Annotated in this window: 33 protein-coding genes; all 33 read right to left on the reverse strand. The window is 36.4% G+C overall.

Features of this window, described 5'->3' with window-relative positions:
• Window positions 1-182: 182 nt before the first annotated feature.
• The gene (locus tag B2V22_RS00755) at window positions 183-719 is read right to left on the reverse strand and encodes a hypothetical protein (RefSeq protein ID WP_290489872.1); all 537 of its coding nucleotides are present in this window, start codon (window positions 717-719) and stop codon (window positions 183-185) included.
• Between the two features lie 387 nt (window positions 720-1,106).
• On the reverse strand, window positions 1,107-1,397 hold the full coding sequence (locus tag B2V22_RS00760) for a hypothetical protein (protein WP_290489873.1): 291 nt from the start codon (window positions 1,395-1,397) through the stop codon (window positions 1,107-1,109).
• 174 nt (window positions 1,398-1,571) lie between these two features.
• On the reverse strand, window positions 1,572-2,165 hold the full coding sequence (locus B2V22_RS00765) for a GNAT family N-acetyltransferase (protein WP_290489874.1): 594 nt from the start codon (window positions 2,163-2,165) through the stop codon (window positions 1,572-1,574).
• Window positions 2,143-2,331 (reverse strand): hypothetical protein, encoded by a 189-nt coding sequence (locus B2V22_RS00770; protein ID WP_290489875.1) that lies wholly within the window; start codon window positions 2,329-2,331, stop codon window positions 2,143-2,145. The genes B2V22_RS00765 and B2V22_RS00770 overlap by 23 nt, the downstream gene beginning before the upstream one ends.
• 207 nt (window positions 2,332-2,538) lie before the next feature.
• Window positions 2,539-3,771, reverse strand: a complete 1,233-nt coding sequence (locus tag B2V22_RS00775) for an N-acetylmuramoyl-L-alanine amidase (protein ID WP_290489876.1) — start codon at window positions 3,769-3,771, stop codon at window positions 2,539-2,541.
• Window positions 3,771-4,031, reverse strand: a complete 261-nt coding sequence (locus B2V22_RS00780; RefSeq protein WP_290489877.1) for a phage holin family protein — start codon at window positions 4,029-4,031, stop codon at window positions 3,771-3,773. The genes B2V22_RS00775 and B2V22_RS00780 overlap by 1 nt, the downstream gene beginning before the upstream one ends.
• A complete protein-coding gene (locus B2V22_RS00785) occupies window positions 4,031-4,414 on the reverse strand; it encodes a hypothetical protein (RefSeq protein ID WP_290489878.1) in 384 nt (127 codons plus the stop codon). The genes B2V22_RS00780 and B2V22_RS00785 overlap by 1 nt, the downstream gene beginning before the upstream one ends.
• Window positions 4,415-4,470: 56 nt before the next feature.
• Window positions 4,471-4,782 carry a hypothetical protein gene (locus B2V22_RS00790; RefSeq protein WP_290489879.1) on the reverse strand — a complete coding sequence of 104 codons (312 nt, stop codon included), beginning with the start codon at window positions 4,780-4,782 and terminating at the stop codon, window positions 4,471-4,473.
• 18 nt (window positions 4,783-4,800) lie between these two features.
• Window positions 4,801-6,762, reverse strand: coding sequence for a glycosyl hydrolase family 28-related protein (locus B2V22_RS00795; protein WP_290489880.1), 1,962 nt, complete (start codon window positions 6,760-6,762; stop codon window positions 4,801-4,803).
• A 44-nt stretch (window positions 6,763-6,806) separates the two neighbouring features.
• Window positions 6,807-7,010, reverse strand: coding sequence for a hypothetical protein (locus B2V22_RS00800; RefSeq protein ID WP_290489881.1), 204 nt, complete (start codon window positions 7,008-7,010; stop codon window positions 6,807-6,809).
• Window positions 7,010-8,179 carry a hypothetical protein gene (locus B2V22_RS00805; protein WP_290489882.1) on the reverse strand — a complete coding sequence of 390 codons (1,170 nt, stop codon included), beginning with the start codon at window positions 8,177-8,179 and terminating at the stop codon, window positions 7,010-7,012. Before B2V22_RS00805 ends, B2V22_RS00800 begins: the two co-directional genes overlap by 1 nt.
• Before the next feature lie 15 nt (window positions 8,180-8,194).
• Window positions 8,195-10,030 carry a phage tail spike protein gene (locus B2V22_RS00810; RefSeq protein ID WP_290489883.1) on the reverse strand — a complete coding sequence of 612 codons (1,836 nt, stop codon included), beginning with the start codon at window positions 10,028-10,030 and terminating at the stop codon, window positions 8,195-8,197.
• Entirely contained in the window at window positions 10,030-11,004 is a 975-nt protein-coding gene (locus B2V22_RS00815; RefSeq protein ID WP_290489884.1) for a hypothetical protein, read from the reverse strand. The genes B2V22_RS00810 and B2V22_RS00815 overlap by 1 nt, the downstream gene beginning before the upstream one ends.
• Window positions 10,995-15,200, reverse strand: a complete 4,206-nt coding sequence (locus tag B2V22_RS00820) for a phage tail tape measure protein (protein ID WP_290489885.1) — start codon at window positions 15,198-15,200, stop codon at window positions 10,995-10,997. Before B2V22_RS00820 ends, B2V22_RS00815 begins: the two co-directional genes overlap by 10 nt.
• Window positions 15,201-15,397: 197 nt before the next feature.
• Window positions 15,398-15,721: a phage tail assembly chaperone G gene (gpG, locus tag B2V22_RS00825; RefSeq protein WP_290489886.1), complete on the reverse strand. Its 324-nt coding sequence runs from the start codon at window positions 15,719-15,721 to the stop codon at window positions 15,398-15,400.
• Between the two features lie 61 nt (window positions 15,722-15,782).
• Complete coding sequence (locus B2V22_RS00830) at window positions 15,783-16,367, reverse strand: major tail protein (protein ID WP_290489887.1); 585 nt, start codon at window positions 16,365-16,367, stop codon at window positions 15,783-15,785.
• Window positions 16,368-16,379: 12 nt separating this feature from the next.
• Window positions 16,380-16,769, reverse strand: a complete 390-nt coding sequence (locus B2V22_RS00835) for a hypothetical protein (RefSeq protein WP_290489888.1) — start codon at window positions 16,767-16,769, stop codon at window positions 16,380-16,382.
• A complete protein-coding gene (locus B2V22_RS00840; RefSeq protein ID WP_111856905.1) occupies window positions 16,770-17,183 on the reverse strand; it encodes a hypothetical protein in 414 nt (137 codons plus the stop codon).
• Window positions 17,183-17,548 (reverse strand): phage head-tail adapter protein, encoded by a 366-nt coding sequence (locus tag B2V22_RS00845; RefSeq protein WP_290489889.1) that lies wholly within the window; start codon window positions 17,546-17,548, stop codon window positions 17,183-17,185. The genes B2V22_RS00840 and B2V22_RS00845 overlap by 1 nt, the downstream gene beginning before the upstream one ends.
• Complete coding sequence (locus B2V22_RS00850; RefSeq protein WP_290489890.1) at window positions 17,529-17,816, reverse strand: head-tail connector protein; 288 nt, start codon at window positions 17,814-17,816, stop codon at window positions 17,529-17,531. Before B2V22_RS00850 ends, B2V22_RS00845 begins: the two co-directional genes overlap by 20 nt.
• A 9-nt stretch (window positions 17,817-17,825) precedes the next feature.
• Complete coding sequence (locus tag B2V22_RS00855; protein ID WP_181463274.1) at window positions 17,826-17,990, reverse strand: hypothetical protein; 165 nt, start codon at window positions 17,988-17,990, stop codon at window positions 17,826-17,828.
• Between the two features lie 10 nt (window positions 17,991-18,000).
• Window positions 18,001-19,137 carry a phage major capsid protein gene (locus tag B2V22_RS00860; protein WP_290489891.1) on the reverse strand — a complete coding sequence of 379 codons (1,137 nt, stop codon included), beginning with the start codon at window positions 19,135-19,137 and terminating at the stop codon, window positions 18,001-18,003.
• Between the two features lie 28 nt (window positions 19,138-19,165).
• Window positions 19,166-19,924 carry a head maturation protease, ClpP-related gene (locus tag B2V22_RS00865; protein ID WP_290489892.1) on the reverse strand — a complete coding sequence of 253 codons (759 nt, stop codon included), beginning with the start codon at window positions 19,922-19,924 and terminating at the stop codon, window positions 19,166-19,168.
• Window positions 19,911-21,083, reverse strand: a complete 1,173-nt coding sequence (locus tag B2V22_RS00870) for a phage portal protein (protein WP_290489893.1) — start codon at window positions 21,081-21,083, stop codon at window positions 19,911-19,913. Before B2V22_RS00870 ends, B2V22_RS00865 begins: the two co-directional genes overlap by 14 nt.
• A 14-nt stretch (window positions 21,084-21,097) precedes the next feature.
• The gene (locus tag B2V22_RS00875) at window positions 21,098-22,822 is read right to left on the reverse strand and encodes a terminase TerL endonuclease subunit (protein ID WP_290489894.1); all 1,725 of its coding nucleotides are present in this window, start codon (window positions 22,820-22,822) and stop codon (window positions 21,098-21,100) included.
• 3 nt (window positions 22,823-22,825) lie between these two features.
• Window positions 22,826-23,365 carry a helix-turn-helix domain-containing protein gene (locus B2V22_RS00880; RefSeq protein WP_290489895.1) on the reverse strand — a complete coding sequence of 180 codons (540 nt, stop codon included), beginning with the start codon at window positions 23,363-23,365 and terminating at the stop codon, window positions 22,826-22,828.
• 138 nt (window positions 23,366-23,503) lie between these two features.
• Window positions 23,504-23,815 carry an HNH endonuclease gene (locus tag B2V22_RS00885; RefSeq protein ID WP_290489954.1) on the reverse strand — a complete coding sequence of 104 codons (312 nt, stop codon included), beginning with the start codon at window positions 23,813-23,815 and terminating at the stop codon, window positions 23,504-23,506.
• Between the two features lie 374 nt (window positions 23,816-24,189).
• Entirely contained in the window at window positions 24,190-24,624 is a 435-nt protein-coding gene (locus B2V22_RS00890) for a hypothetical protein (RefSeq protein ID WP_259799364.1), read from the reverse strand.
• 3 nt (window positions 24,625-24,627) lie between these two features.
• Window positions 24,628-24,828, reverse strand: a complete 201-nt coding sequence (locus tag B2V22_RS00895) for a hypothetical protein (protein WP_290489896.1) — start codon at window positions 24,826-24,828, stop codon at window positions 24,628-24,630.
• A gap of 3 nt (window positions 24,829-24,831) precedes the next feature.
• Entirely contained in the window at window positions 24,832-25,230 is a 399-nt protein-coding gene (locus tag B2V22_RS00900; RefSeq protein ID WP_290489897.1) for a RusA family crossover junction endodeoxyribonuclease, read from the reverse strand.
• 12 nt (window positions 25,231-25,242) lie between these two features.
• Window positions 25,243-25,398 carry a hypothetical protein gene (locus tag B2V22_RS00905; RefSeq protein WP_290489898.1) on the reverse strand — a complete coding sequence of 52 codons (156 nt, stop codon included), beginning with the start codon at window positions 25,396-25,398 and terminating at the stop codon, window positions 25,243-25,245.
• Between the two features lie 2 nt (window positions 25,399-25,400).
• Complete coding sequence (locus B2V22_RS00910) at window positions 25,401-25,622, reverse strand: hypothetical protein (RefSeq protein ID WP_290489899.1); 222 nt, start codon at window positions 25,620-25,622, stop codon at window positions 25,401-25,403.
• A 4-nt stretch (window positions 25,623-25,626) separates the two neighbouring features.
• A complete protein-coding gene (locus tag B2V22_RS00915; protein WP_290489900.1) occupies window positions 25,627-25,932 on the reverse strand; it encodes a hypothetical protein in 306 nt (101 codons plus the stop codon).
• Window positions 25,933-26,237 lie beyond the last annotated feature (305 nt).

The following is a 26,237-nucleotide window of genomic DNA, read 5'->3' on the forward strand; positions in this document are numbered from 1 at the left end:
CGTTGACCAATCGGCCAACGCTTTTTTATTACATAAATTAAATTGCTTCCTACATCTTTATATTCAACTAACAATATTTCGAGTTCGATCACTCTGCATAACGTTTCCACCTTCCAATTCCTTTCATAAATATACGCAACAAAAAAGCAACTTATTATTTTAAGCTGCTTAAAACCATATTTCTAAAAATTAAAATTATTAAATTCATGAATATCAATTAAATTTTTCGCTTTATCATTTATACCAGAATTATTTTTATACCGTTCTAACCATTTTTCCGTACCTTCAATAATTTCTTCACAGAATTCATCTACTTGTAATTGGAGGACATCATTAATCCTATTACGGTGTATAAAATTATTTGTATATTGATCAGGCTTTAAAAATATAAAATTACTTAGATGTTTTCTTGCCTTTTGATTAATAATTTCTGTCTCCCCTTGGTGTAGCATAGAACAACGTAATGCATAAAAATCTCCCCCAGTTAAGAAACTGACTTCCTCATGGTCTGCTCCTACCTCTTTTATATACTCTCCTTGCATATAATCTTCGAACCATTTTACATAACGCTCCCCAGTATATTTATCAGGGAATTGCAACTTTGATGTTACATCAGGCAAAGTAAATGCCACAACTAATGCACTGTAATAATTTCTAATATTTAAATCCATTCTTACAGCTTCAATAATAACACGAATTTTATCTTCTACAGTCGACATAATTTCCCACCCAAACTTTTACTTTAATATAGCACATTATTTAGAAGTATAAAAATGAAGAACTACAATATATAGGACTGATGACAAAAAACGAGGGTTACCATTATCATTAAGTTAATCATAATAAAAAATAAGACCTCATAAACATTGATTAAACGATGTTTATGAGGTCTTTTAGTACCATTATAGTACCGCTATTTTTTGGAAGCTCTAATATAGCAAGGATTGAGTGGTTTTTAAATTATTCCCACTCGACGATATTAATTTGCTACTAATTTAAAAATGCTTTTAAATCAACGTCCCTACTATGAGTATTATACATATTATTTGTAGTTTTATGTGTTTTAAACTGCTTTTGGTATCAAAATGGTATCATTGAATCTTTTTTCAATCTGAAACAATTTCACCCATTGGAATAAATGATTCATATTCATTCTCAAACTCTTGTTCAATGTCACGACTATCTTTATTCATCTCAAAAATGTATAAGTTACCAAATACCGCTGCTACTGTGTAGGTAGTATAGACATCATTATTTAATTTGTAAATTGCATACGCCGGACTAACATAGCACTCTGCTAACCAACTGTAATCAAGGTTAGGTTTATAACCAAGCGATTGTAACCAAACTGGTGTATTGAAATCTTCTTCTACTGGTGTTGTTGAAATAAGTTTCATGTCTTTACCCACCTTTTATTGTGATGATTGAATTATAGCATAAAAAAATGCCCTTACCTCTAATTAAGAAGTAAGGGCATTTAACGTGCTAAGTGGGAGCGAAGCACATCAGTAATATGAGTTATTTTAATGGAAAAATTTGCCACCACCGTTTAGGGTGAGGGTAATAATAAGTTATATGTAATCTAGAGAATAATCGAGAGGAGGAAAAATGTCACTAAACAACAAAATTTTCATATCGTTAATGTACATCTGATACGTTCTAGGGTGGTCATCCGTTTCTGGAAACGAGCTATCTTTATAAAGGTCATATTGCGTTGCATTAAGATTCTCAAACCCCACTTTTTCTTCATAAAATGGCACTGCTTCTTCAAGTGCTTCCAAGAAAACACCTTTTAATTCGACAAAAGGGCTTATAGTATTCATTATTCTGAAAGCAAAATTGATTAAATAAGTTCCATAACCCTCTCGAGCACTATGTTTGTCCACGGCAATAAAGTTAATTTTTAAAACTGGTATCTTTTCTTCTTCAGTCTTAATAATGTCTTTTGCTAATCTAACACGATCTAAACTATACACCATGTATGCAACTACCCTATGGTTTTCTGTAAGTACTAACATTCTATTTGTTCTTTCATAACCATTACCATTAGGGGTAATACGGTTAATCAGTACCTCATTCAATTTTGGAACTCCACAATCAAAATTAATATAATCCGATTCCGAAAAAATCAAATTATCTACATTAGCTATATTTACGTTCGCCATTATTATAAATATTTCCTACTTTAATATTTTTAGTCTTTTTTTGATTTTGAATAAAGTGTTCTTTTGCTGAAGATGACATAGAAGTAGAACTAAACGCACGAGTTACAGCAGCTCTATCTCTACTATTTTTAGGGTTTATTGTTAGGTTTTTTGTGATTACTGCCATTTTGCTACCTCCATACTTTTCTGACACACCCCGTGTGGTTGTCTAGTTTGTTCGTTAACTAAAATATACTACATTAAATATAAAAATGAAATAGATATGCTATAAAAATTAGCATAATTCGATAAAATTTAACATTATCTATAACGAGTAACAAAATAAAAAAAAGAGGTAGCAGACACTTAGTCCACTACCTCTACTAATTTAGAACTATTTAACTGTCGCACCAGTACCTGAACCAGCATAAATTGCTACTCGTCCTTTGACGTCAGTGTCAATTAAGTAAATATCTTTTGCCGGATTACCAACAATGTTATAAGTCAATCCACCATATTTCTTAGGTGTTAATAGATGAATCTCATTTCCAACTGTATAAGGACCTTTGACACGATACACTCGCCAAGTATCAGCGCTTGCAGGTAAATACAGTTTCTTAGTAGTATTAGCCACGCTACCACCCTTACCTGTGATAGTAGCACCCGTTCCTGGTCCTGCATAAATGGCAACAGTACCTTTGACGCTTGTCTTAATTAGATAAACATGAGGGGCTGGGTTGCCTAAAATGTCATAAGTCAACCCACCGTAAGCGCTAGGTGTTAACAAGTGTACCTCATTACCAGTGGTGTACGGACCACTAGCATTGTATACTCGCCATGTTTTAGCACTCACTGGTAAATGTAGCTGTTGACCAGTTGACGTTGTAGTAGCTGGATTAGCCACATACAGTTTTGATTCTGGGAAAATTAAGTTAGGGTTTTCTAGTTTATTCCACTTAACTAGATTATCAACTGTCACACCGTATTTCTTGGCGATCGCACCTAAAGTTTCACCAGTTTGAACCTTGTGCATTTTAGCTGTAACAGAAACATAGCCATCGTTTTGAGTTGTGTTAGCAGCTTTTTGAGCCACCTTGTAACCGGCCAATTCAGCTTTAAAGTTCTTCCACTTTTTCCAATCATTCCATTGCCAGTTACCTGGGCATAGCTTACCAGACACGTCGTAGTGTCGAATAACACGTTCGTCTGGAATATTATATTTTTTCTGTAATTGCTTAGTAAGCCACTTTGCACGCTTGATAGTTTCAGGATGAAAGTCCCAATGCCAAACGTCTGAACCAGTGGTAACGTCCTGACACATCTCAATACCGATTGAGTTGTTATTAGTCGCACCGTAGCCATGATAACCATTATAAGCACCCTTACCAGTACGGTATCCATCACCAACATGCCAAGCGGGCGTATCGTCTTCTACCACTTGCACAATACCGTTTTTGTCAACGAAATAGTGAGCTGAAGAACCACGATATACTGACTTAAAGTAATTAGCATTTCCCCACGCTTGTCCTTCAGCACCCACAAAATGTTCAATGATCCATTGTGGGTTGTTCAAGCCTTTAGCGCCTTTATTGATTAAAGTTAAGGCTTTTTCGATTTTGTAAGACATTATTTAACATCTCCTTTACTTGATTGTTTAATCAACTCGTTACCAAATACAGTTACACCAGCCACTAGCACTGCCTGCACGATGTTATTTGCAGTATAAGCACCTAGTAACAGTGGTGTGAATCCTAAGCTAACTACTAACAATACTAGCGGTATCCATTTGTTACCTAATAATTCTGTACCTTTTATAATCTCCCCAATAATAAAAAGGACTGGAATCATGACCAGTCCTTCTTGCACGACATAATTTAAAATGTCCATTATTTTTCTTCCTCCATTTTGATAAATCCATTCTTAACTTCTAACCGATAAATGCGCTTGTCGTGGTTATCCATTTCCTCGTCTAGCTCTCCAATTGCTTTAACATTCACATCAGTGATTTTATGTAGGTTATCGCTATCACGCCGTGTGTCCTCAATGAGCTGTTTCAAGCTATCAAGTGCTTCAACTAGCGGTTTCTGATTTTCTGAGGTCTTTTGCAAAATGCGTTCTTGAAATGCGTTCTGTTCTGCAATTTTTTCATCATCTTCTTTTTTTCGCCGTTTTTCCAATGGATTTAAAACGAAATATTTAATTGCCGTGAAAATCGTGACGATATAACCTGCGTTTACTGCTATTCGTTCAATTACATATTGCCAATCCATTTACACGCTCCTTTCAATAAAAATAAAAGCGCCCAAATCAATGAGCGCTAGCTATACTACCCAACTGACCCATTTAAGCTCACGTTAACCGCATTAGCTACTGACTGTTTGATATATACGATATCGCCTGCTTCTAAAACGATATTAAATGGCAACACTTCGTTCGTTCCTGCTAATACTTCATAGTCATATAAAATATCTGCACCGTTCAAAGTGATTGTGATTTTAGATGGTTCTGTTGAAGTGTTAGTAAACGTTGCTGATGTTAGCATACCTGTGCTACCTTGGGTGACAAAGGCTTGTAATTTGTCAGTTTGTGGTGTGTCAAAGTAAAACCTTTTAGCGTGTTGATTTAAAAATGTCATCATAATTATCTATCTCCTCTATTAAAAACCGTATGTACCGTCATGTATATAATATGTACTCTCAATCATATATTGAACGCCTCTTAAGCCCACTCCAGAAAACCAAATAAGTAGGTAATCATCGTTTTCTGATACTCGGATACCTAAGTTGTTATTATCTTCTGGATTGTTTACATCTTTCTTCCGCAGCATGTCGTTAGGATTAGATGCAAGTATAGTTTGTGCATCAACAGAATTCGGACCAATTGAACCATATACACTTTGAAGTACACTAACGTTATATTCTTGCATTACTAAATAAGCAGTTATTTTGAAAATTCGAGTGACTACTTTCCCGCTTGGTATTTCATTTGGGAAATGCAAACTATTACGCTTATGTACAACAACTTGCTCAGTTTGATTTAATTTGCTTTCAAAGTTTTTTCTGAAGTAATCTAAATACTCGTATTTCCCGTTAACTTCACTTCTTAGTGGCGTTCCAAATGGTTGCGTGATTAAACCTCCAGCGGTTTTTATCTTGCCTCGGAAATAGTTATCATTCCCGCCAATTTGCGTTACAACACCATCATGAGGTACAGAAGTAGCGTCAACATCCTCCAACGAATCCCATTGTCTGAAAAGATAGTGGTTAGTAGCGTCATCTTGTGAAAATATTCTTCCTCTGCTCACGTACCCTCTACTTACTGGTAAACCAATTGGCTTAACTGGATGGACGTAGGCGTTCCCTACTTTAATATTAGTAGCTCTTTCCCTAGTGGTATCGAAGATACCAGTTGTTTCGTCAATGTAACAGTCCATTAAATAAGCCTCTGGATGTCCTCCGGCTGTGTCCTCAAACCAAGATCCACTGAAATCAATATCAGAGGTGTTATAAATTTCAGTATCAACTGTGTGCATATACGCACCTAGCCAGTTATGTTCGAATACCGCTGCAATGTTGGCACGTTGGATATTAACTAATTCAACACCAAATTTATTATGCGTAAAGTAAGAATTTGTTACCTTAACCACGTTACCCATGGTATTTAAATCTTCATACTTACCAGTGAACAAAATACCTGTGGAATTGTTTCTAGGTACTCGGTCACCTTGCACTTGTACGCCTTTTGGTACTTCGGCTGTTATACGGTCTATATCAACTTCGTAAGGACTTACTACCGTCAAGGCATACTTCGGATAGTCGTTAAATTGTACATTACGAATTAAAACACGGTTACCCCATTCTAAAGTATTTCCATCGCTAGACCTACCGGTAAACCAAACACTTTCCGCTAGGGTTGAAGTTGTTTTCACAGTAAAATTAACCATTTCAAAAGTGAAGTTACGACCGTTAAAAGCTCTCGATTCAAAACCATTTTCTACACTATCTACAATAGGTTCATAACTTAGTTTCGTAGAATCTCTGCTCTCCCCAACCATTCTAATATGTTTAGTTACTTTAATAGGCCTAGTCCATACGTAGTCACCATTGGGAAAGAATAGTTCCTTAGCTGTTTCAATAGCAAAGTTAATAGCGTTAATAATAGCGTCTGTATCATCAGATTGTCCATCCCCAGTAGCGCCAAAGTCACGAACGTTAACTCGCCCAGTCTTATTGTCAGTTGAGTCCATTCTACTTCCTATGGTCGGGAAACTTTCTTCAGCCCCAAAAGGCCGTCTAGCAGAAATCACTTCATCGCTGTTAGTGGTGCCAGCTATTTGGTCATCGAAACGGTTCTGTGTGTCTTTAGACAGCAAATCCGCATTACTAGCTTTATTTATAGCTTCGCTAGCAATCAAACCAGCATATTCAACGCCTCTTGCAAATGATTCAGTCATATCTGGTAAATACACTTTTCTACGTACATTTTCAGCATGATTCTTAGATACTTCCGGTACTTTGCTTTGATCATATTCAACTGGGCCTAATTCTTTTAAATCTTCGTCCTTTAATTTAGGCACATACTCCCTTAATACGCTAAGCGGTATCATTCTGTCGTCCAAAATTATCAACTCCTTTTGTTTAAAATAAAAGAGCAGCCAAACGACTACTCTACTGGTTCCAATTCCTCATCTTGTTGTGGGTTTTTGATATTTTCAATCGCTTGTAAAACCTCATCAAAACCTTCTTGAGTGATAGCACCTTTTAACATATAACCACTTGCATAAATGTTTACTTGGTATTCATTGAAGGTTTTTGTTCTATACCCTTCGATTAAGTTTTCAACAATAAATTCTTCTAAGTTGAACATTAAATAGTACCTCCTAATGCTAATACGGCTTTTCTAAGTTGGTTAATTTCATATTGTTGAATATCGTCACGTACAATAGCTAACTCGTCAAAATATCCGTTGGTGTTAATTATCCAGTCCATGGTTTCTTTAGTAGGTTCGTTACCTGCACCAAAAATTTTGGTTAGGTTTAGCAGAATGACGTTGTCTATAAAGAAAGAATATTGGTCACTTATACTGTTCTTTGTAATGAAATACCTTGGACTTAACATGCTTGTATCACTTGTTTGAACAACACTGACTACTCCATTAAAAGTTGGTGAAATTTTCACTAGGTTGGTTCTACTAGCGTATTGAAAGTTTAATGTAATGTCATGATCATTCGGGTTATAAACGCTAACATTTGTATAAATAATATCATTCGTATCATACTTAACATTTATAGGTTGACTAACACCCGAATAATTAGTTGGGGACGTGTCGATTTTTAACCTAGAATCTACAACTTCAATTACACCCCCTTGGTGGCTCTTCCACCCTAATAACCCGTCGCTAAAATCACCGTTTTCTACAAGGTTAACTAATTTAATTTTAGTATTATTGAAAACTTCATTTCTGATTTTATTAATTTCTAATTCTCGCTTAGTTTCATTTTCAACACGCAATGTTTCCGCTTCGATACGTTGCTGTTCAGCACTTTGACGTGTGGTTTCCGCATTTGCTATTTCTAATTCTTGTTTTGCTAAAGATTCTAGCTCAACTCTTATATCATCAATCAATCCGTCTGCAATAGTACGTAAATTTTTCCAGTTGTTAACTTCGGTTAGTTGTGGTGGTCTATCATTGCTTAAGTCATTCTCGATTCTAAAAGCAAATTGTTTAGACGTAAAAACTTCCCCGTCTTTAGTAAATTGCAATTGTCCTATCCATTCTCCGTAATGAGCGATAATATCTGATTCTAATTCATACCAGTATTTATCTTGACCCTGCGTAACTGATCTAACAATAAAGCTTCGGTCATCTTTGTTTAATAATAAAATTTCAGCACTATCAAAGGTGTGTTCTTTTTCTAACAATTCAAACCCCAGCCACAATTCAGTGTCTGATGTATAAAAAGTTGTTGTATTTTTGACTATTTGAACTGACGACTTATTAACTAAATCAATATTAAATAACTTTTCTTTTTTCAATTTTTGACCCCCTTCTTAAACCGGTCTTGGTAATGTTGTTGTATTGTCTGCCGTAATGCCTAAGTAGTTCTGTGGATTCACTGTATTTCCACCACTGTGGAAGTTCCCATCTGGACTTAATTCGTAGTGCAAGTGCGGCGCATAGTTTCCGCCCGTACCACCAATTACACCAATCACATCACCAGCTTTTACAGTCTGACCAACTGATACACTGATTGATTTCAAGTGCATGTAGTTAGACCAGTAACCGTCAGCAGTATGTTCCACGTACACTGCATTACCAATTCCACCCGTCATGAATTCAGCCTTACGGACAACGCCATCAGTCGTTGCGTAGGCTTTATAGTTTCTATCGCCATTAGTACCAATGTCATGACCACTATGTAGCACGCCATCGCGCATGCCATAGGTCATGTCATATTCGATTGAACCAACTGCTTTACCTTCACGAACGAAAAAGTTAACGCCCTCTAGAGTGTAGTCTACTGGGAATACACGACTGGTTGCATATCCATTTTCGTCTGTTGGTGGTGTTGGTGGTTGTTCTAAAGATTCTAGTCGTTTAATTAAGTCTGGTAGTGTTTCGTCTTTAAGAGTTTCATAGTAGCTTGTTGCCGTACTTGCCAATCCACTAACAGTAGTTACTTGTTTAGTAATTCTTTTGCCAAACACTTCAACGTTCTGTTGCAGTGATCGAGCGTTTCTAAGTTGCTTCTCAAGGTCGATTTGCATTTCAGTTGCAGTTTTGAATTTATCGCCAATTGTTAGTGAACTATCTTCTGGATTCATAATATCGATTGTTTTACCGATTACTCTTAACCGCTCAAATATATTCATCACTTGATTAATCAGCATATAACTATTACCGACTTCAAAACTTTCATAATCTTTACCTATTAAATATAAATCTAGTGCAGTGACCATATACTGGTTCAACACTAACTTTTGATTTTTGAAAAAGTTTTCTCCAGCAGTAAGTAATGCTTTCTCAGTAGTTATATCGTCATAGACTTTTACACCGCCACGTATACCAAACACACTTATGAGTTCTTGGTTATCGATGTAATCTTTTCCATTATTAACTGACTTAATATCCAACCTAGGATATTTCACATCTCTAGGCTCGTTTTCGTCATAATCTTCTGGATCTAATGTTTCACCAAGTGGCTTTAATCTAGTGACTATATCTGTTGGGTCTACAGATTTGCTATAAGACTGTAAATTCTTGTCGAGATCGATTATCACATCACTATCATGACCTCGCCTTACAACATAGTCTAAATAGCGTATGCCACCTTCTTTTCTCATGACTAATTCTCCACCGTACACATCAATTAGCGTACGGTGTAAAGTATCCCAAGTGGATTCAGATTGTTCTAAATACACATAGTAAAAATTGTTTGGATCGGTAATCTCGACGTTTCCAACTACAAAACATTTATATGGTTCGATAAATTTATTGTGGTTATCAATAATCAATTCAAACAACTCTTTAGGCGTTCCCCTAAACTCATAGAAACTTTGGTAGCTATCGTGTAGAAATGCCAATTCACTATCACATTCGACTTCGAAACCTATGTCGTTTTCAGATAAGAACTCCTCGTAAGTGTGAACTCGACCTTCAAAATCAAACTTACCAGATAACGTATTAAACACTTTGATTAGTGTCGTCATTGGTTTGATTTTAGTATGAATTGGATTGTCTGGTAGATATGAGAAATTAAAACTATCTATATCATTAATCGATTGATTAATCTTACCTTCGGTTAGTTTCAAATCTGACATATTCGGACTATGGATAACTTGACCAGTAGTGTCCTCGAATCCGTTGTACATCATCACTTGGTACATTAGATCAGCTCCTTATGAAAACTGAAATCCAACTCAAGTGTCACATTGGCGATATAAGCTTGCATTTTATTGATTCCTGGATTAAGTGTAAGCTCACCGTTGCCATAAGTACCTGGCATCAAGTTATAGATTTCATTATCACGCATAATCGTTACCTTATGACTAGTTGTAATAATTGGTGTCACACCAGTAATGCCTGGGTTAACAAGAACGAATTCTAAGTACTCTGTTTGAGCTTGCACAACATCTTGTTCAAGTAGCCAACCGCTATGACCTGCTAATTTATAAGCATACCTAGATGGTCGTCTATCAGACATAGCCACCGATATTTTATCTATAATTTCATAAGTGTATCCGTGAAATTGTGGACTTATACTTGCACCACCACCAGTAGAGCTATTAGGATCATAATATTGTGTACTCCAAGCGCCATAAGTCGCATAATCGCCAATGTTCAATTGCTTAAAACTAGACCATGTAGATTTATAAGTAAAATTCGTACGCTGACGAACATCAAAAGGAATTTTCATGAAAGCGACTAAGTCATGACCTTCAGGTAGCATATCTATCATAAACGGATAACACTCGAATACAATTTCTAAAACACCGTCATGCACATGTTGCAAGTCATATTCCACATCACTAACTAATTCCGCCATGAAATAAAATCCAGGTATTTCTGAATAATAAAAAGGTCGACGACCAGAAGCCATCAACCAATTAATTATTTTAGAATTTTGGAAATATACTGAACTTTCTGACTTGTTCATAATGTGAAGTGGGAATTTGAGTAAGCGGTTGGTGTATTTCTGACCGCCATACAACTTACTAAAGTCATATTGCTTATTTGACCAAATCGCATCTTTAATCTTCTTATCTTTGCTTGGGTAACCAATCTCGACATCTCTGCCAATAGTTAGTCCAAAATCTCTTGTCGATTTACCGTTAAATTCGAAATATGGTATTAGCGCCATCTATCAACCGCCACTCCTCTCCTTATTGCATTTGTTCTATTTGCAGACTTCTGGTCAATAGCTGGTATCAACTCTTCGGTCATTTTTCTTCTGTTCATAACAATTTCATTATTAATGATTTTACCTTCTTGAATGCTATCGTTAATTCGTTCTAAAAGCGCTTCTAACGGCTTTAAATCAATAGTAGGCATACTTACATTAGTTGGTACATTAGCACGTTCTAAACTGATGGAATCTCTAATAAACTGTGCATCATTTGTTATACCAACACCATCTGCGTATTGTGGTAAACCTGGAAACATTGTGGCAGTACTTGAAGCTTTCAATACTTTCGAACCGCGAGGTAAATCCATAATTACGTTTCGGCCGGTAGGTATATATTGCGTACCATCTGGATACTCAATCATTTCACGGAATCGTGAACCTTTTTGGTCATTTACCATAGCAAAACCACCCGGGTGGAAATTAGTACCTCGTTCATATCCAACTAAACCTTTTACAGTGTTCCATGCACCTCCAACCAATTGTGCAATAAATTGAATATTTCTTACTGTAGGTACAGAATAAAAAGCGCTTCTAGCTAATGATGCTGTGCTTGACACTTCTTCACTAGCTAAGAAATCTGTTAATTTACTGGTTGGAACGCTTGAATGCGCTGTTTTTGCGTTACTAGCTTTATTGGAGACATCTTCACTTGCATTAAAATTAGTCTGCTTACTAGTCGGTACACTGGCATGAGCTCCCTTGGCGGAACTTGCGTTTGTTGATACTTGTTCAGATGCACCAAAATTCGTGTGTTTACTTATAGGTACACTACCGATTGCGACGTTCACATTTCCAGCAACTGGAGTTAGGCTCTCTTGTGCAGTAAAGAACGTATTTCTAGCTTCTGGAACTGATAGAATATTGTTAGTTGCGGTGGCTACTCCATCTGCTGTTTGGTCAGTTGCATGCAGCATCTTTTCAGCATCCGGCAATTGCATAAATTCTTGTACAGTCTCAATAGCTTGTTGGCCATTGTCCTGGCTATCAACTACTAACTTCTTATATTCTTCAGCAGACATTACGCCCCATTGTTCAAGCAATTTGCCGATTTTATCGGTAGCATCATCCGCATTGGTGTCAATCGATGCAAATTTATCTACAAACTCAGCGTTTGACCATAACCCCATAGACTGAATTCCATTTGCAACTTCTGGATCTACTTCACCTTTTAATACTGCTGATTTCTGTTCAACTGTTAAATCATTCCATTTGCCCAAATCTTGTAGAGCTTTTTCTAAATCTTCGCCATTTTGTACTTGATATAGTAACTCTTTTTCTTCAGTCGTCAAATCATTCCAAATACCTAAGTCTGTTAATAATTCTTCAACTTTTTGGGTAGAGTAATCTGTATCAATTTTCATTTCTTTAGGCGGAAGTTCTTTAGCGCCATATCTATCTAAAGATTCAATGACGATATTCATCGCTTCTTCAGTAGTTTCTGCATTTTTTAAATTCTCAATTGCTTCATCATTTAAGATGCCCATTCGATTCATTGATTCAATTGCAGTCTTACTGGTTAACAATTCCATATTATCGCCCAACATCGCCATCAATTCATCGTTTTCAGTTAATGACTCACCGGTAGCTTCAGAAATTTTATTCAAGCTAAGGATCATCGACAATGCTTCATCTTCTGTTAGCTCTCGTCTTTCCTTAGCAGCATTTGTTAAAATTTCCGTAATCGATTGTTGAGATGTTTGGATTGCATAAATCTCATTTTGAGTACGTGCATTTATTGCATCTATTTCCTGTTGGTACTGCTCTGGACTATACATATCTTTTCGAGCTTCCAAAGCATCTAATTCGGCTTGTCTGCGCTCTTGTAAAGAAGTAATTGTTTGGGTTGTGACACTTTCAACAGCTTGGATTTGAGCACTAGCCCATTCTGGCGACACTTTTATGCCATCTTCTAAAGCCCGCATTACTTCCGAGCTAGCATTACCTAACATCGTTCCATAGTTATTGAAAGCTTCTGCGACCCGATTGATTTCTTCTTCGGATGCACCAAATTCTTTCATTTTTTGGTTAACTTCATCTAATTCTAAAGTAAATTGTTTGGAGATAACGCCTTTAAAGAACTGATGTTGGTTATTAAACAAACCTTCATCAAACATTGCATCAAGTGAATTTTGAATATCTGCGTTCGCTTTTTGAATATCTCTAGCAGCTTGCTTATATGCTTCAGCACTTGCTTCCGCACCATCAACCGCTACGTTTCCGACTTCTTTCACTGAATCAATTCCTGAAGTAACACCGTCAAACCAGTCTTGGTAGGCCCCGTCTGTCTCTTCAACTGATTCTTTAGCACGCCTTTGTGGTTCTGTTGCTTCATGGTAAATGGCATAACCAATTCCACCAATTGCAGCTACTGCTAACCCAGCTCCAATCACCCAAGGATTGAATGCTGTTGCACCTAACCCAGATACTTTTCCTGCTTTACTACCAACATCATCGAGTCCTTTACCAGCATCTAAAGCACTGTCAGCAATATCTTTCATTGCTTTTTTACCAGCATTGTTAGACATTAAGTTGATTAAACCTTTACCTAGCATACCAACCCCAGTGGTTAATTTACCAAAAACGAATATTCCTTTACCCGCTATTGTAAGTACCGGTCCAGCTGCCGCTGCAATACCAGCCCATTTTAAGATATTATTTTGTTGTTCTTCCGATAATTCGCTGAAGGATTCAACTAGGCCAGTTATATATTTAACACCATCATTAAACATTGGTAGCAACTTCTCACCAACTGTAATTGATAATGTTTCTAATGAACCTTGTAATTCTTCCCAATTACGTGCTGATTCACTCATTTGTGAATCTGCTGCTTCTTGTGCCGCAGTTGCATCTTCAGTAGCTTTTTTATATTCTCCTAATCCAGCTGAACCTTCGTTCATAAATACTGTTGCAGCACGAACCGCATCACTACCGAAAATAGTAGCCATAGCTTGTTGTTGCTGTTCTTGTGATAGTCCAGTGAATCCATCTTGTAATTCTTGAGCGACGTCAGTCATTGATTTCATATTTCCATCAGCATCATATAGATTAATACCTAAATCAGCCATTAATTCAGATGCCTTAGAAGTTGGTGCTGACAATCTTTGGAGCATTGATTTTAATGATGTACCAGCATCCGAACCTTGAATACCGGCATCCGCCATCGCAGCAATTGCTGCAGTTGTATCTTCAACTGACCATCCTGCCGTGTTGGCTACTGTACCAACCTGACTCAAAGCTTGACCCATGGATTCCACACTAGCGGTAGATGCATCCGCACCTCCGGCTAAAGCATTAGCGATTTGACTTGAATCCTCAGCTTCAATATTAAACATGTTCATCCCTTGAACAGTCATTTCGGCCGCATCCGCCAAAGCAATATTACCAGCCGCTGCTAAGTCCATTGCAGTCTTTAGACCACCAGCTTCAATTTGAGCGACACTCATACCACCTTTAGCCAATTCAACCATTGCTTCGCCTGATTCTTTTGCACTAAAAATAGTATCTTCACCCATCTGAATAGCTAGTTCACGCAATCGACTCATTTCTTCGCCTGAAGCTTTAGAAGCGTATTGTAACTGGCTCATGGAATCTTCAAAAGACATCGAAGCCTTGATTGCTGCCGCACCTAATCCGATGATTGGAAGTGTGATACCCGTGGTCATTTTGCCACCAATATCAGCAACTCCTTGACCGAATTTAGATATCTTTTCGCCACCAGTGACTAAATGATCACTAGCTTTATTTAGAACACCAGTCCAACCTTCAGTTTCGACTTTAGTACGAGCGATTTCGCCTGCTGTATTTTTTAATTGATTTTGATAATTGAATAATTGGGATTCAGCTTGTTTCAGTTGACCAGCTAACTTTTCAGTTTGAGCGGTAGCCTTACCATCAACAAATGATCCTTCGTAAGATTTTTTTAATGAATCGACTTGTTTCTTTTGAGCTTCAATGACTTTGGTTAAACCTTTGAAATTAGCTTCTAACCCTTGCATTTTATTACCCGCAAGTTTAGCAGCATTCATTTCAGATTTCATCGAATTCGCCCAAGTCTTTACTTCTCTTTTTGAAGATTGTAGACCTTTACCAAAATCGGAACTATCCAATCCTAATTCAATAATCATTTGTCCCAAGGGTGCATTCCCTGCCATATTTTACCTCCTTTCCTAAATTGTTTTGATAAAGTCTGCTAAATCAACTGCATCTTGTTTAGTAGATTTTTGACTAAATAGCACACCCATTAGCATGTCATAATCAGTGTCTAACACATCATTAATTGTGTAGCCATCTATACCCTTAACGATGTTTCTAACTAAGCTGTAGAGATTATCTAAAGCCTCTTTAGCGGTTATTTTTCCGCCGCCTCCTCTTTTTTTGGGTCAAGATCAATACCCAGAACTACCCAAATTTTTTGTTGAATCGCTTCTTGGAAATCACGAGCATCTAGTCCATCTAATAAAGCTTCTGGTGTCACACGTTCGTCATCAAATAGACCAGCGACAAATTCAACTTTTTTAACAATCACGTCTAAGCCTTGTTTAATTTCGCCCTCTTCAATCGCCTTTTCAATTTCCATCCATTCAAATAATTTTCGCATTGGAATATCTTTCTGAATAAATGTATTAATGTTGCCTTTTTCATCTTTTAATTCTAATCGTAATTCTTTTGCCATATTTTTAACCTCCAAAAAAATAGGCTACTCCATATGGAAGTAGCCGTTAACTGTTGTAAAATTATCCTTCTGGTAACGTTGGGAACACTTGGTTTTCCAGTTTTGTGATTGATTCTTGCGCATCCCCCACATATTTACCAACTACTTGACCAAATGATTCGCCTTCTTTAGTATCTTCAATCGCGCTGAATACATAAGTTTCGGCCTCAGGCGTAAATGCTTCATTGTTCAATGTATTTAATGTGATTGATTCTTTTGAGATTTTACCTTTGAAGAAACCTAGCATCGCTTTTTCTCCTTGTAAGTTTCCTGATTCAAGCATAATCGCTACATAAGGCGCTTCAGTATCGTTACCGATATATGAAATACCTTCAGTTGAAGTTTTATAACCTAAAATTTTATCATTTGCTGCATCCGGTAAATCTAATAATCCTAAGTTGACTGAGACATCACCAGTACCACGTTGCGATACGTAGTAAGCAATATCTGAACCGTACACTCGAGTTGCTTCTTTAGATAATCCTGTAATTTCTGCTGTGGTAGTTGCACCTTCTTCAGCCTTACCTTCAACAATAATTTTTTCAGTTACTGTACCATCTGATCCAAAAATACCGATGGTAGCACGTTTAAATCCTACTAATGTCATTTTATCTCTCCTTTAATAATTCGTTTCGTATAAATTAGTCACTTTACGGTATCTTCTGACATCAACAAATCGTTGAACATCGTCTAAATACTCATCCAATCCAAATTCCAGTTGACCAAAACCTAAATTCCACATTATATTTTTAATTTGATAAGCAAGTTCTTTAACTTGTTTGCGATTGCCACCTTCAACACTCAACTGATAAGTCATTTCTATTGCCAACTCTTGGTTAGATCCATAGACTGCTGGGATTGGTGTTGAGAATGGTGTGATGATGATAAATGGTGTTACCATTTCATCATTCTCGTTGTACGTGTAATAGCGTATACGCCCTTTAACTTGTTCTTGTATAATCTCATCATAATTCAATTCATCATAAATGATATCCAGCATATCTAACATCTATTTCACCAACTCACTTAAATTTTCACGCATATTTGACAAGAATTGATTTCTTGAACCATCAATATACCCTTGGATTACACCCATTCCACGAGGACTGTACGAACGTCCATGACGAACATAGCCAAATTCGTTTAAATGAATTAACTTATACCTTTGCATTGGACCACGCCAACCAACCTTAGCAATATGTCTACCGCTAGAGTTTTTAGTCGCTCTACCATGAGTTGTCTCCTCAACTGTAGCCCCTGTATCCTTGTATGAACTAATTGCCTTCGCTAACCCTTCAGTATATTCATCTGCTGCAGTATTAATAGCTTTATTGACGATACTTGAGACACGCCGTTCAGAAAATTGCTTTTCTAAATTAGCAACAATTTCATCAGCACCTTTGATTTCAAAATTAAAGTCCATTACGCATCCGCTCCAAGCAGAACCGTAATGAACTCACTATTTTGAACATCCGGACGAATATCAGTGATATTCCACTTCATGTTTTTATACCTAAAATCATCGATAATAACTACATGATGAGATTGTGGTTGATAGTCAGTTAACGGGTCTCGAATTTTAATCGTGATACCCTGTTTCACACTCGTACTATGCATAATTTCCAAGTCCTTCATCGATGGGTTGTATACTTCTGCATAGCAATAAAACAATTTAGTTAGTTCAGTTTGATTAGGTTCTGGACCACTCGTTTTTGATTCATAGAAACTTACTGGTGTACGTAACTCCCCGATATCTGTCACTGGCTTTTTATATTGTCGATTCATCATTCGTCAGCTCCTCACCGTTTAGTCTGAGCGATAAATCGAAAATACGTGATTGAAAGTTCTCGTAAAAGAACTCTAGATTACCTGTATAAGCGTACCTAGCACGATTAAATACAAGTTCCTTTACTTCCCTATCCGAAAGACTACCGCCCACCAGAGCCAAAATATCGAGCTCTGATGCGCTAAGTAAGTCCATTAAATAGTCATCTTCAGCGGAATGGAATATACGCATGTAAGTTTTAAAACTTTCTAGTAATGGCGTATCAACCATATTCATCACCTACTTTTCAGTTTTTGGTTCATCCAATCGCTCTAAGAAAGTATCGTCTAAGTTTTCAGCTACTTCCGTAGAACGTTTAACCGTCATCTCGATTTCATCATTTTTGGTATAAACTTTACCGTTTTTAATATCCTTAAAATCTTTTAATACTTTAAATTTAGCCATCTATTTCACCTTACCCTTCTGGTAAAGTTGCTGGTTCAGCTAATGTCCAAACCGCAGTTGCTTTACCATCTTTTGCTTTACCATACGCAAATTGTTTAGCGGTGTATAAGTCTAAATCTTCCAAAGCGAATGTTTGGTCAAATTTACGCAAAGTGATACCGCCACCGATGTACGCATCGTAACGAGATTTAACAAATGATACTGCCGTACCTTTTTCTTGGAAAACAGATTCAACAATATTGATGTTAAATGGCACTGCATTTACATAAACACCATTTGCATTTAAGATAGTAAATTTCGCTTCGATATCTGCTTTATCTTCTGAAGAAACTACTAGGTATAATTGACCTGCAGTATTAATTGCTTGTCCATTAGATTTAGTAGAGTGGTGCTTCTTAATATCTTTGAATTCTTGGATGATTGAATCTGTATCGGCAAATGATAAAGTCCCTTGAGCTGTTTTAACTGGATAAGTCGTCACGCCACCAGATACAGTACCATTATCGATATCACGGTTTAAACCAATTGGTTTATCATTACCATCACCAGATAGGAATGCTGCTTCTAAAGCAACTGCAAATGCTTCAATGATTTGCAAGCGAACAAAACGTTCAATCCAGTTAACAGATAAATCAGTCAAGTCTTTTGGAACAACAACAAATGCTGTTAATTTGTTTTGAATTGCTACTTCGTCGCTGAACGCTGCATCTAACTGACCTTTGATTTCATCGAACACTTTACCCCAAACTGCTTGGCCAGACGTTTCAGAACGTAAGAATTTCAAGCGAATACCAGCGGATTTTAAGCCGATTGCATCTAGTAATGGATGTTCAGTTGTTAAATCTTCGAAGATTTCATCAATTGTTGTTTCTGGTAATAATTTTTCTTCTTTATAACCAACCTCTGTATTGATTTCATTGAAGAATTGATAAGTTTCTTTGCTCATTTTAGCTTTATTGATGTTTGCAGCTTGGTCAACTTGAAGATTAACTTCTTTCTTAGCTTCATCCATTACATCTTCAGCTAATGCATTAATCATATTTAAATAAGCGTCACCTTGTGCTTCTTGGTCAGCACCTTCTTTTACTGCGTTAATAAACTCTTCACGTTTAGAAGCGAAGTTTGTCATAGATTTTAATTTAAACATTTATTTTTCTCTCCTTTAATTTGGTGTACTAAAAAAGGAACCGTTCAAAACTAGTAGTAGCTTTGGGTTCCTCTTCCTTGTTATTTTCAATTTCAACATCAAAATCAGCTTTTAGCTTTTCATAAATCTTGTCCACAATTTCATCAGTGTTTACTTGAACACTAGCCATTGGTAGCTGTTTATCATTCCGAACTTTATCAATCACGTTTTGAGGGATAATACCATTCGTTAATCCATTCGCTACAAGTTCAAATACTGGTGTCGATTCAGTGTATTCAATTACTTCATCAACAAATCCGTATTCTAATGCTTTATCAGCATCCATCCACGTTTCTTTATTCATCAAAGCTAACGCTTCTTCTTTAGCAATTCCAGACTTACCAACATATGCATTTGCAATTGCTGAGTTAGCCATTTGTAATGCTTCGCTAGCTGCATCCATTGCATGATAGTCGCCTTGCGCGCCAACTGAAGCATTATGAATCATAATACGTCCAATAGGTGCCATTCGTACTTTATCTCCAGCCATCGCAATAACTGATGCTGCAGAACCAGCCATTAATACCTCTACGGTTACATTCCCTGGGTAATTTTTCAAATCTGAATAAATCTGATTACCTGCATCAACATAACCTCCATAGGAATTAATTTCAATCGTCACATCTTCAGTTGTTTCAGCCAACGCATCAGAAATATCTTTAGGACTAGTTGAATCCATATCAAATAAATCATAAATCCATTTATTATCATTAGTTACAATTGTACCGTGTACTTTAATTTTCTTCACTTATATCCTCACCCCTTTCAGTGTTCTGATATTCAGTATAATTTTTCGTGATATAGTGTTTATCCATCATAGGGTCATCCACTTTATCACGTCCTAGTTCTTCTAGAATGTCATTAGGACTAAAGACTCCTGAAGCTACCAACTTATCAATCTGAGTAGATAACTCAAAAACATCTGTAGTCAATACGTTTGAAATAGTTAATCGTAATCCCTTTTGATAATCTGATTGAGATATCATTAACCCATTCATCTCATCGGTAAGCATTTTAATCAGCGGATTAACTACATTTTCTTTATACAACTTTTTATTTTGATCTAACTCTAGTTTATCTCCAAACACTAAATTTGATGGTATTCCGACTAATTCAGCAACTTCAGCAGTCATTGCATAACGCGCACTATTTAAATCGCTAAAAGGTATATTACTTGAATTACCCCTATTAGAGAATTCTTCAATACTCATGCCATTTGGTGTCATAACATAGGCTGTTTCTTTAGTATCAAAAATTTTGAACATATTATTCAAATAACTTTGGACCTGATCCGTCCGTTCTTTAGCATCTGCAAAAGTACCGGTTTTGTTAATAGAAACAGAACCACGGACTTGACCGTTACGCCAAACTGACTTTAATAATGAATTAAATAAGTCCGCATAATCTTCAAAAAGACCATCAATCATTTTAGATAGTTGCTCATTACCATATTTTAGATATAGAACTTCAGAACGAATAAATGGTCTCTTATAGGTATATTGACCAACAACCACATCAGTGAATCGATAGTCATATAGACTTATAGAATCATCTTTAACAAATGAATCCGCAATTAGTATTTGGTCATCATCAGATATAATAATTAGGACTTCATTATCGTAAAGTAATTTATAGAATACCTTTTGCCAAAATTCTGTAGCATTTTGATTTCGATTAGGTCGCACATTTAGCTTATATTCCCAATCTTTTATAAAATTGTTGTCTTTATCATCCGGTGTCTTGATAATGAATTTAGCAGTAGACATTGTTCTTGCAACATAATTCACGACTTTATCAATGGATGTTTGTTTTAAATAAACACGCTTCGTGTGATCATCAATCGGATACTCATAACCAATCAATTCTACTTTATTTATTCGATTCTTAATTGATTCCCATAGTCCCAAAATTTCCCTCCTTTCTAATATTGTAATTGGCTAACCATATCGAAAAATTCATCTAAATCAGTCTGGTCGTCCAATTCATTCGCACGATACATTGCATGAACTAGCGCTTGGAATCCATCAGTTTTACGCTTCACTTCTTCTTTTTTATCAAAAATTTTACCGTTAGATGTTTCTTTTACATACACGTTATTGGTGTACCAACGCATCAGAGGATTATCTTCGAATATGATTTTATTATTTGCGAATCCATCTTCAATTCTTGGTGCAACCAGCGGATGAATAGATTGCGGACGTTTAATTAAATCGACCTCAAAACCTTCCTTTTCAAGTAAAGGCCTTAATATATCCAACTTAAAGTTATCGGCCACAATTCTTTCAACGCCATATTTTTCTCTAGCATTTACAAACCACTCCACTATATGCATTGGATCAAGAGATGGTTCATCAATAACTGACATGAGTCCTTGTTTTTCCCAAGCTTTTATGGGGGCTTTCTTGCTTCCACCCAAGGAATTGGCTGAATTTGAATAACCATAATGAACATCAACAAAATGTTTAATAGCGAATGAATGTGTTTTGAATGCATACTCTTCTCCTTTTTTAAATAAAAGTCCACATGCTGCAAAATCTCTTACAGATCCATAATCTAGTGATCCAATAGGTTTTAATCCGTCTAAATCAAAAAATGGTCGGTTAGTTGCTAGTAACTCTTCTCGACTAGCAACGCTATGTTCAGAGTCACCTTCAATTACGTTCATTCGTTTTGTAACAAACATAGGTCGTCCAGATGGCTCATAGGTTAAGTCTGCATACTCATCTTCCATCGTTTGAAATAATCGTTCCGCACGTCCTGTTAATGGTTTCTGTAGAGTAGGATTAGCTTTCTCCCATAAATCTGGACTATCCATCTCTTTTATATCATCCAACTCACAAATAAATGGAAAATGGCCATTAAATGGTGCATCACCATTTAAAATATTCGTTGCACGATCATAGAGCATATCGAAATAGCCCTCTCTAATGAATCCTTTCGTACCAATGAAAAATTGTCTTGGGTTTGGTTTCTTGCCAAGACCACCAGTAAACACTTTTACTAATTCTGAATTCTCATATTCGTGGAACTCATCGAATATCAACGCACCTTCACGGCCACCATCTTTTGTTTTAGCATTTGATGTGTGGTACATAATTTTAGATTGTGTTTCTTGACTAATAATCTTGCTTTTCCAAGGTTCAAATTCGCCAATAGGCTCATCTTCAAAAGTAGTGTCACGAGTATTAACTGCTGACAATCTAGGATCTTTGATTATTTTGTTATAAATTTCTTCAAAGGAAGTTTTTGCTTGATGTTCCGAGTTGGCCACAATCGATACATCATATTCTTCAATTCCATGCAAACTTGATGCCAAGAAATGAGCCATTGTTGATATAAAACCATTCTTACCAGCACCACGACCCATAACCAAGATGAATATTCTAAATACTGGTGTATCATTAGAACGCTTATAAAAGAAAACAAAAGAAGCGAGGAACTTTTCCCAATCATCTAAGGGATAGTACCATCGCTCACTAAAATTAATATAATCTTCAATTTGCTGGTCATCAAAATAATACTCATTATCCTTGGATAAGATATCTCTTTTTAACCACTCAACTAACTGAATCCGTTTTTCATTGAATACCAAATAACCTTCTTGAAATAGTTCCAAATAAAAATCAACATGTTCTGTATGCAACATAGGCTAACCACCCAACAAGTTTTCTCTCGCTGAACTTTTAGCTTCCTTTGGCAATAATTCAGTTAGCTGCTTGATAATATCTTTATAAGTTTTATCTCGATTATCATAATTTTCAACAATCGGACGTTTTCGGTCGTATGGAATTTGGTCTTTTGATTGTCTAAATCGCTCATACTCTCCATTCTCCAAAATATCCTTCCAATTGTCATCCAAAAGGATACGCAGTCGAGCAGCTTGAATGATTAAACCTTCAGCAATATCTAGTTGCTCTTTTGGTATATTTTTGAAAATTTCGCGTAATCTTAGTTCTTCAATTTCAGAACGATTTTCCATTTCTTCTATACGGTCATTGATTAAATAAAGTAAGGAAACATCTAATGCTTTAGCGATGTTATTTAATGTTTCTATACTAGGTGAATTGTTGCCTGTTTCAATTTTTCGATAGTAAGATTCAGAAATATTTGCTGATTCAGCCAACTCTTTTTGAGTTAGTTTATGTTCATTTCTTAGTCGTTTAATCCGTGTGTTAATATTCAATTCCAACCATACTCAACCTCCTTTCTTCAAACGTTAATATGGCGGGGGATAGGGGTGCTAGAAACGGTTACGTCCGTGCAAAAGACCCTTCCCACCGGTTCCCCAGAAAGGCTTTGTATCAACCTTTTCGACCGGGGGTATCCCTTACCAAAATTCATCGTTCCATTTTATATTTTTCTTTTTTTCGCGATAATTGAAGCGTTCATGCCTTTTGTTATGGCAATCTTTACACAGTGTTCTTAAATTAGATTCATCAAGTGCAAGTTCAGGATAGTCTTTCAGCTCTTTGATATGATCTACTTCAAGGACTGAGTCTAATTGACTAGTGACCTTACCATCTCTTTTACACCACTGGCATTCATAGTTATCGCGCTCTAATATATAAGCTCTCATCATTCGCCAATCAGAACTTGTATAGAATATTCGTCTAGCTTTCTTAGTTGAAGTATCTAGAATAGTTATCACAACTCCTTTGCACTTTAGCTAACGCTTGACTGCATGTCAGTCAATCCAAGATACTGGATCACGCTCCTTATTATTTACTGTGTTCATATCCATCACCTTTTCTTTTTAATAAAAAAGACACTCTAATGAGTGCCTGTTGCAAGTGTGAATCATTGCTTAATAATATGTGTGAGTGATTACGCTTGCTAAAGCGCTGGACAGCCTTGCAACTGTCTAGGTAGCTTATCTACTCAGCGCCCACATTTTAAAGGAGGTATTACCAAGATGTACAAATGGAATGTCGTCGTTAACCAATTGGTACATCTACAATATACTACATTTTGAAGCGACATCACACGACATGACCCGACATTAGACGACATGTTTTAAATAACTTCTACAATTACTTTGTTATATACTTTCTCAAACTCTAGTAAAGCATAACCATGTAGCCTTTGCGTATGACGTTCCCCATAATGCAAGATATCTGCTATCTCCTTTAAATCTTTACCGTTGATATAATGTTCTCTAAGTATAATTCTAAACTTCTGATTATCTATAAGATCAAATAATTCACTCGCTTTAATCTTCAAGGTAACTAATTCATCTATCTTCTCGTCAATTAAATCAGACTTTTCAGTTAATCTAATTAGTTTCATTTCATTCGGATTAGTTTTTGAAGAATCAACTCTTTCGGTAGTATAGTCTGTTGACTTAATAAACGCACTCTTAATTGAATCATGTTCTTCTTGTAGTGCATTGATCTCAGCATTTAAAAATCCTAATTGCTGCAGGAAATACTTATGTTTACTTTCGCTCATCCTTTACCTACCCTTCTGATTTTTATCTAAGAAATCCAAGTGAGCTGACAGCACGCAAACGACTAATGGGTTTTCATCATACTTCCTGGATAGCTCTCCACACGACATGATGACGTAATCCCAGTAATCACTCTCACTAAGTGTTTGACTCTTTAGATTCACTGACTCTACCCAATCAGCTAAATCCATGTAAAACTGTCTCATGCCCTATACCTCTTCAATTCGGATGTAGATCCCTGGCACTGATCCGTTGACCCAAAACTTTTGAATGTGTTCGCTAACAACTAGTGCATCGTCTTTCCAAAATTCTAAATCAGTCATCACATCGAATAACAACTTATTCATATTGTGCGTATCTGGTTTAGTAGTTTTCCACGACCCGTCTTTATGTTTAGTTGTTGGGAATAGCCACTTCACTGTGCATTGTACTGCTGAGTTAAACGGTTCATCAGGTACGCAAGGCGTTAGGTGATTCGTCAATTGTGCTCTTGCAGCTTTCAGTGAATCTGGTTCATAGAATACTGGTTTGCCCTTTATGATTGTTACTTGTTTCTGTTGATGTGTAGTCGTTGGTGGATTCTTCATTGGCATAAAAAACTCTAGCATTTAATCACCTCATTATTTAATATCTTTTATACTTTGTCGGTGCTCTTCCATTTCTTTAATGTCTGTATCTTCATATTTGACGACAGTTTTAAAGGCATGAGCAAAACAAATCATTAATGCAATCCATCCGCCACCTAGTAAGAAAGTAAATAATATTAATCCCCACATAGTTAGACCTCCTCGAAATCAGCGTTGGTTTTATCTACACCTAATTTACTCCATTCTTTTATAGTCAAACTATATATATTATCTAAAACTTCACCGTATGAACCGATGTCAAGGAATACCTCACCTTGATAAACATACACATACCAGAACATATCCTGCTCTAATAAATCAGAACCTTTAATTTTGGCCACATAAAGTGATCCCTTTGTAATTTCAATTCCCATCCTGCTACACCTCCTGATTACCAAATCTTTTACGCAATTCCATTAACCATTCATTACGCCAATAAGGAGCAGCATCTTGAAATGCTTTTAAAACTTCTTGAAAAGTTAAATCCTCAATATGTGCTTCTCTTAAAATTTCTAATTCTGAATTCACAACATATAGTCTGTCTGCTTCGATATCTTTAAAATTACCAAACTCGTCATAATCATCTAAGAATGTTCTCCAAACGATATCATCAAACGACATAAACTTTTGATACAGTTCCCAAAGCAGCTGTTTACCTGTGTAGATATAAATATCATTTGTCATTTTTCTGCCTCCAAAATTTTAATATATTTTTTTTATGCGCTAGTCGCTTGCGTGAAGTGGGTAGGGGATGGCAAACATTACATGCCATCCTACCGTACGACTTCAGGTTGCAGAACATCCCCTATAACTCTGTAAAGAGTTACCTCTGCACTGCAACGGTGCAACTCCTTGTGCCCCAACGGTTTGCAGTAAAAGTTGCATTTTGCATTTGTTCCAACTTTTGCACTGCGGTGGCATTGCATTTGTTCCAACTTTTGCACTGCAATTAAGTTGCAACTCATGGAGCTTTTGCAATACTGCAACAA

The organism is Aerococcus sp. UBA6277 (assembly GCF_002440555.1).
Classification (GTDB): Bacteria; Bacillota; Bacilli; order Lactobacillales; family Aerococcaceae; genus Aerococcus.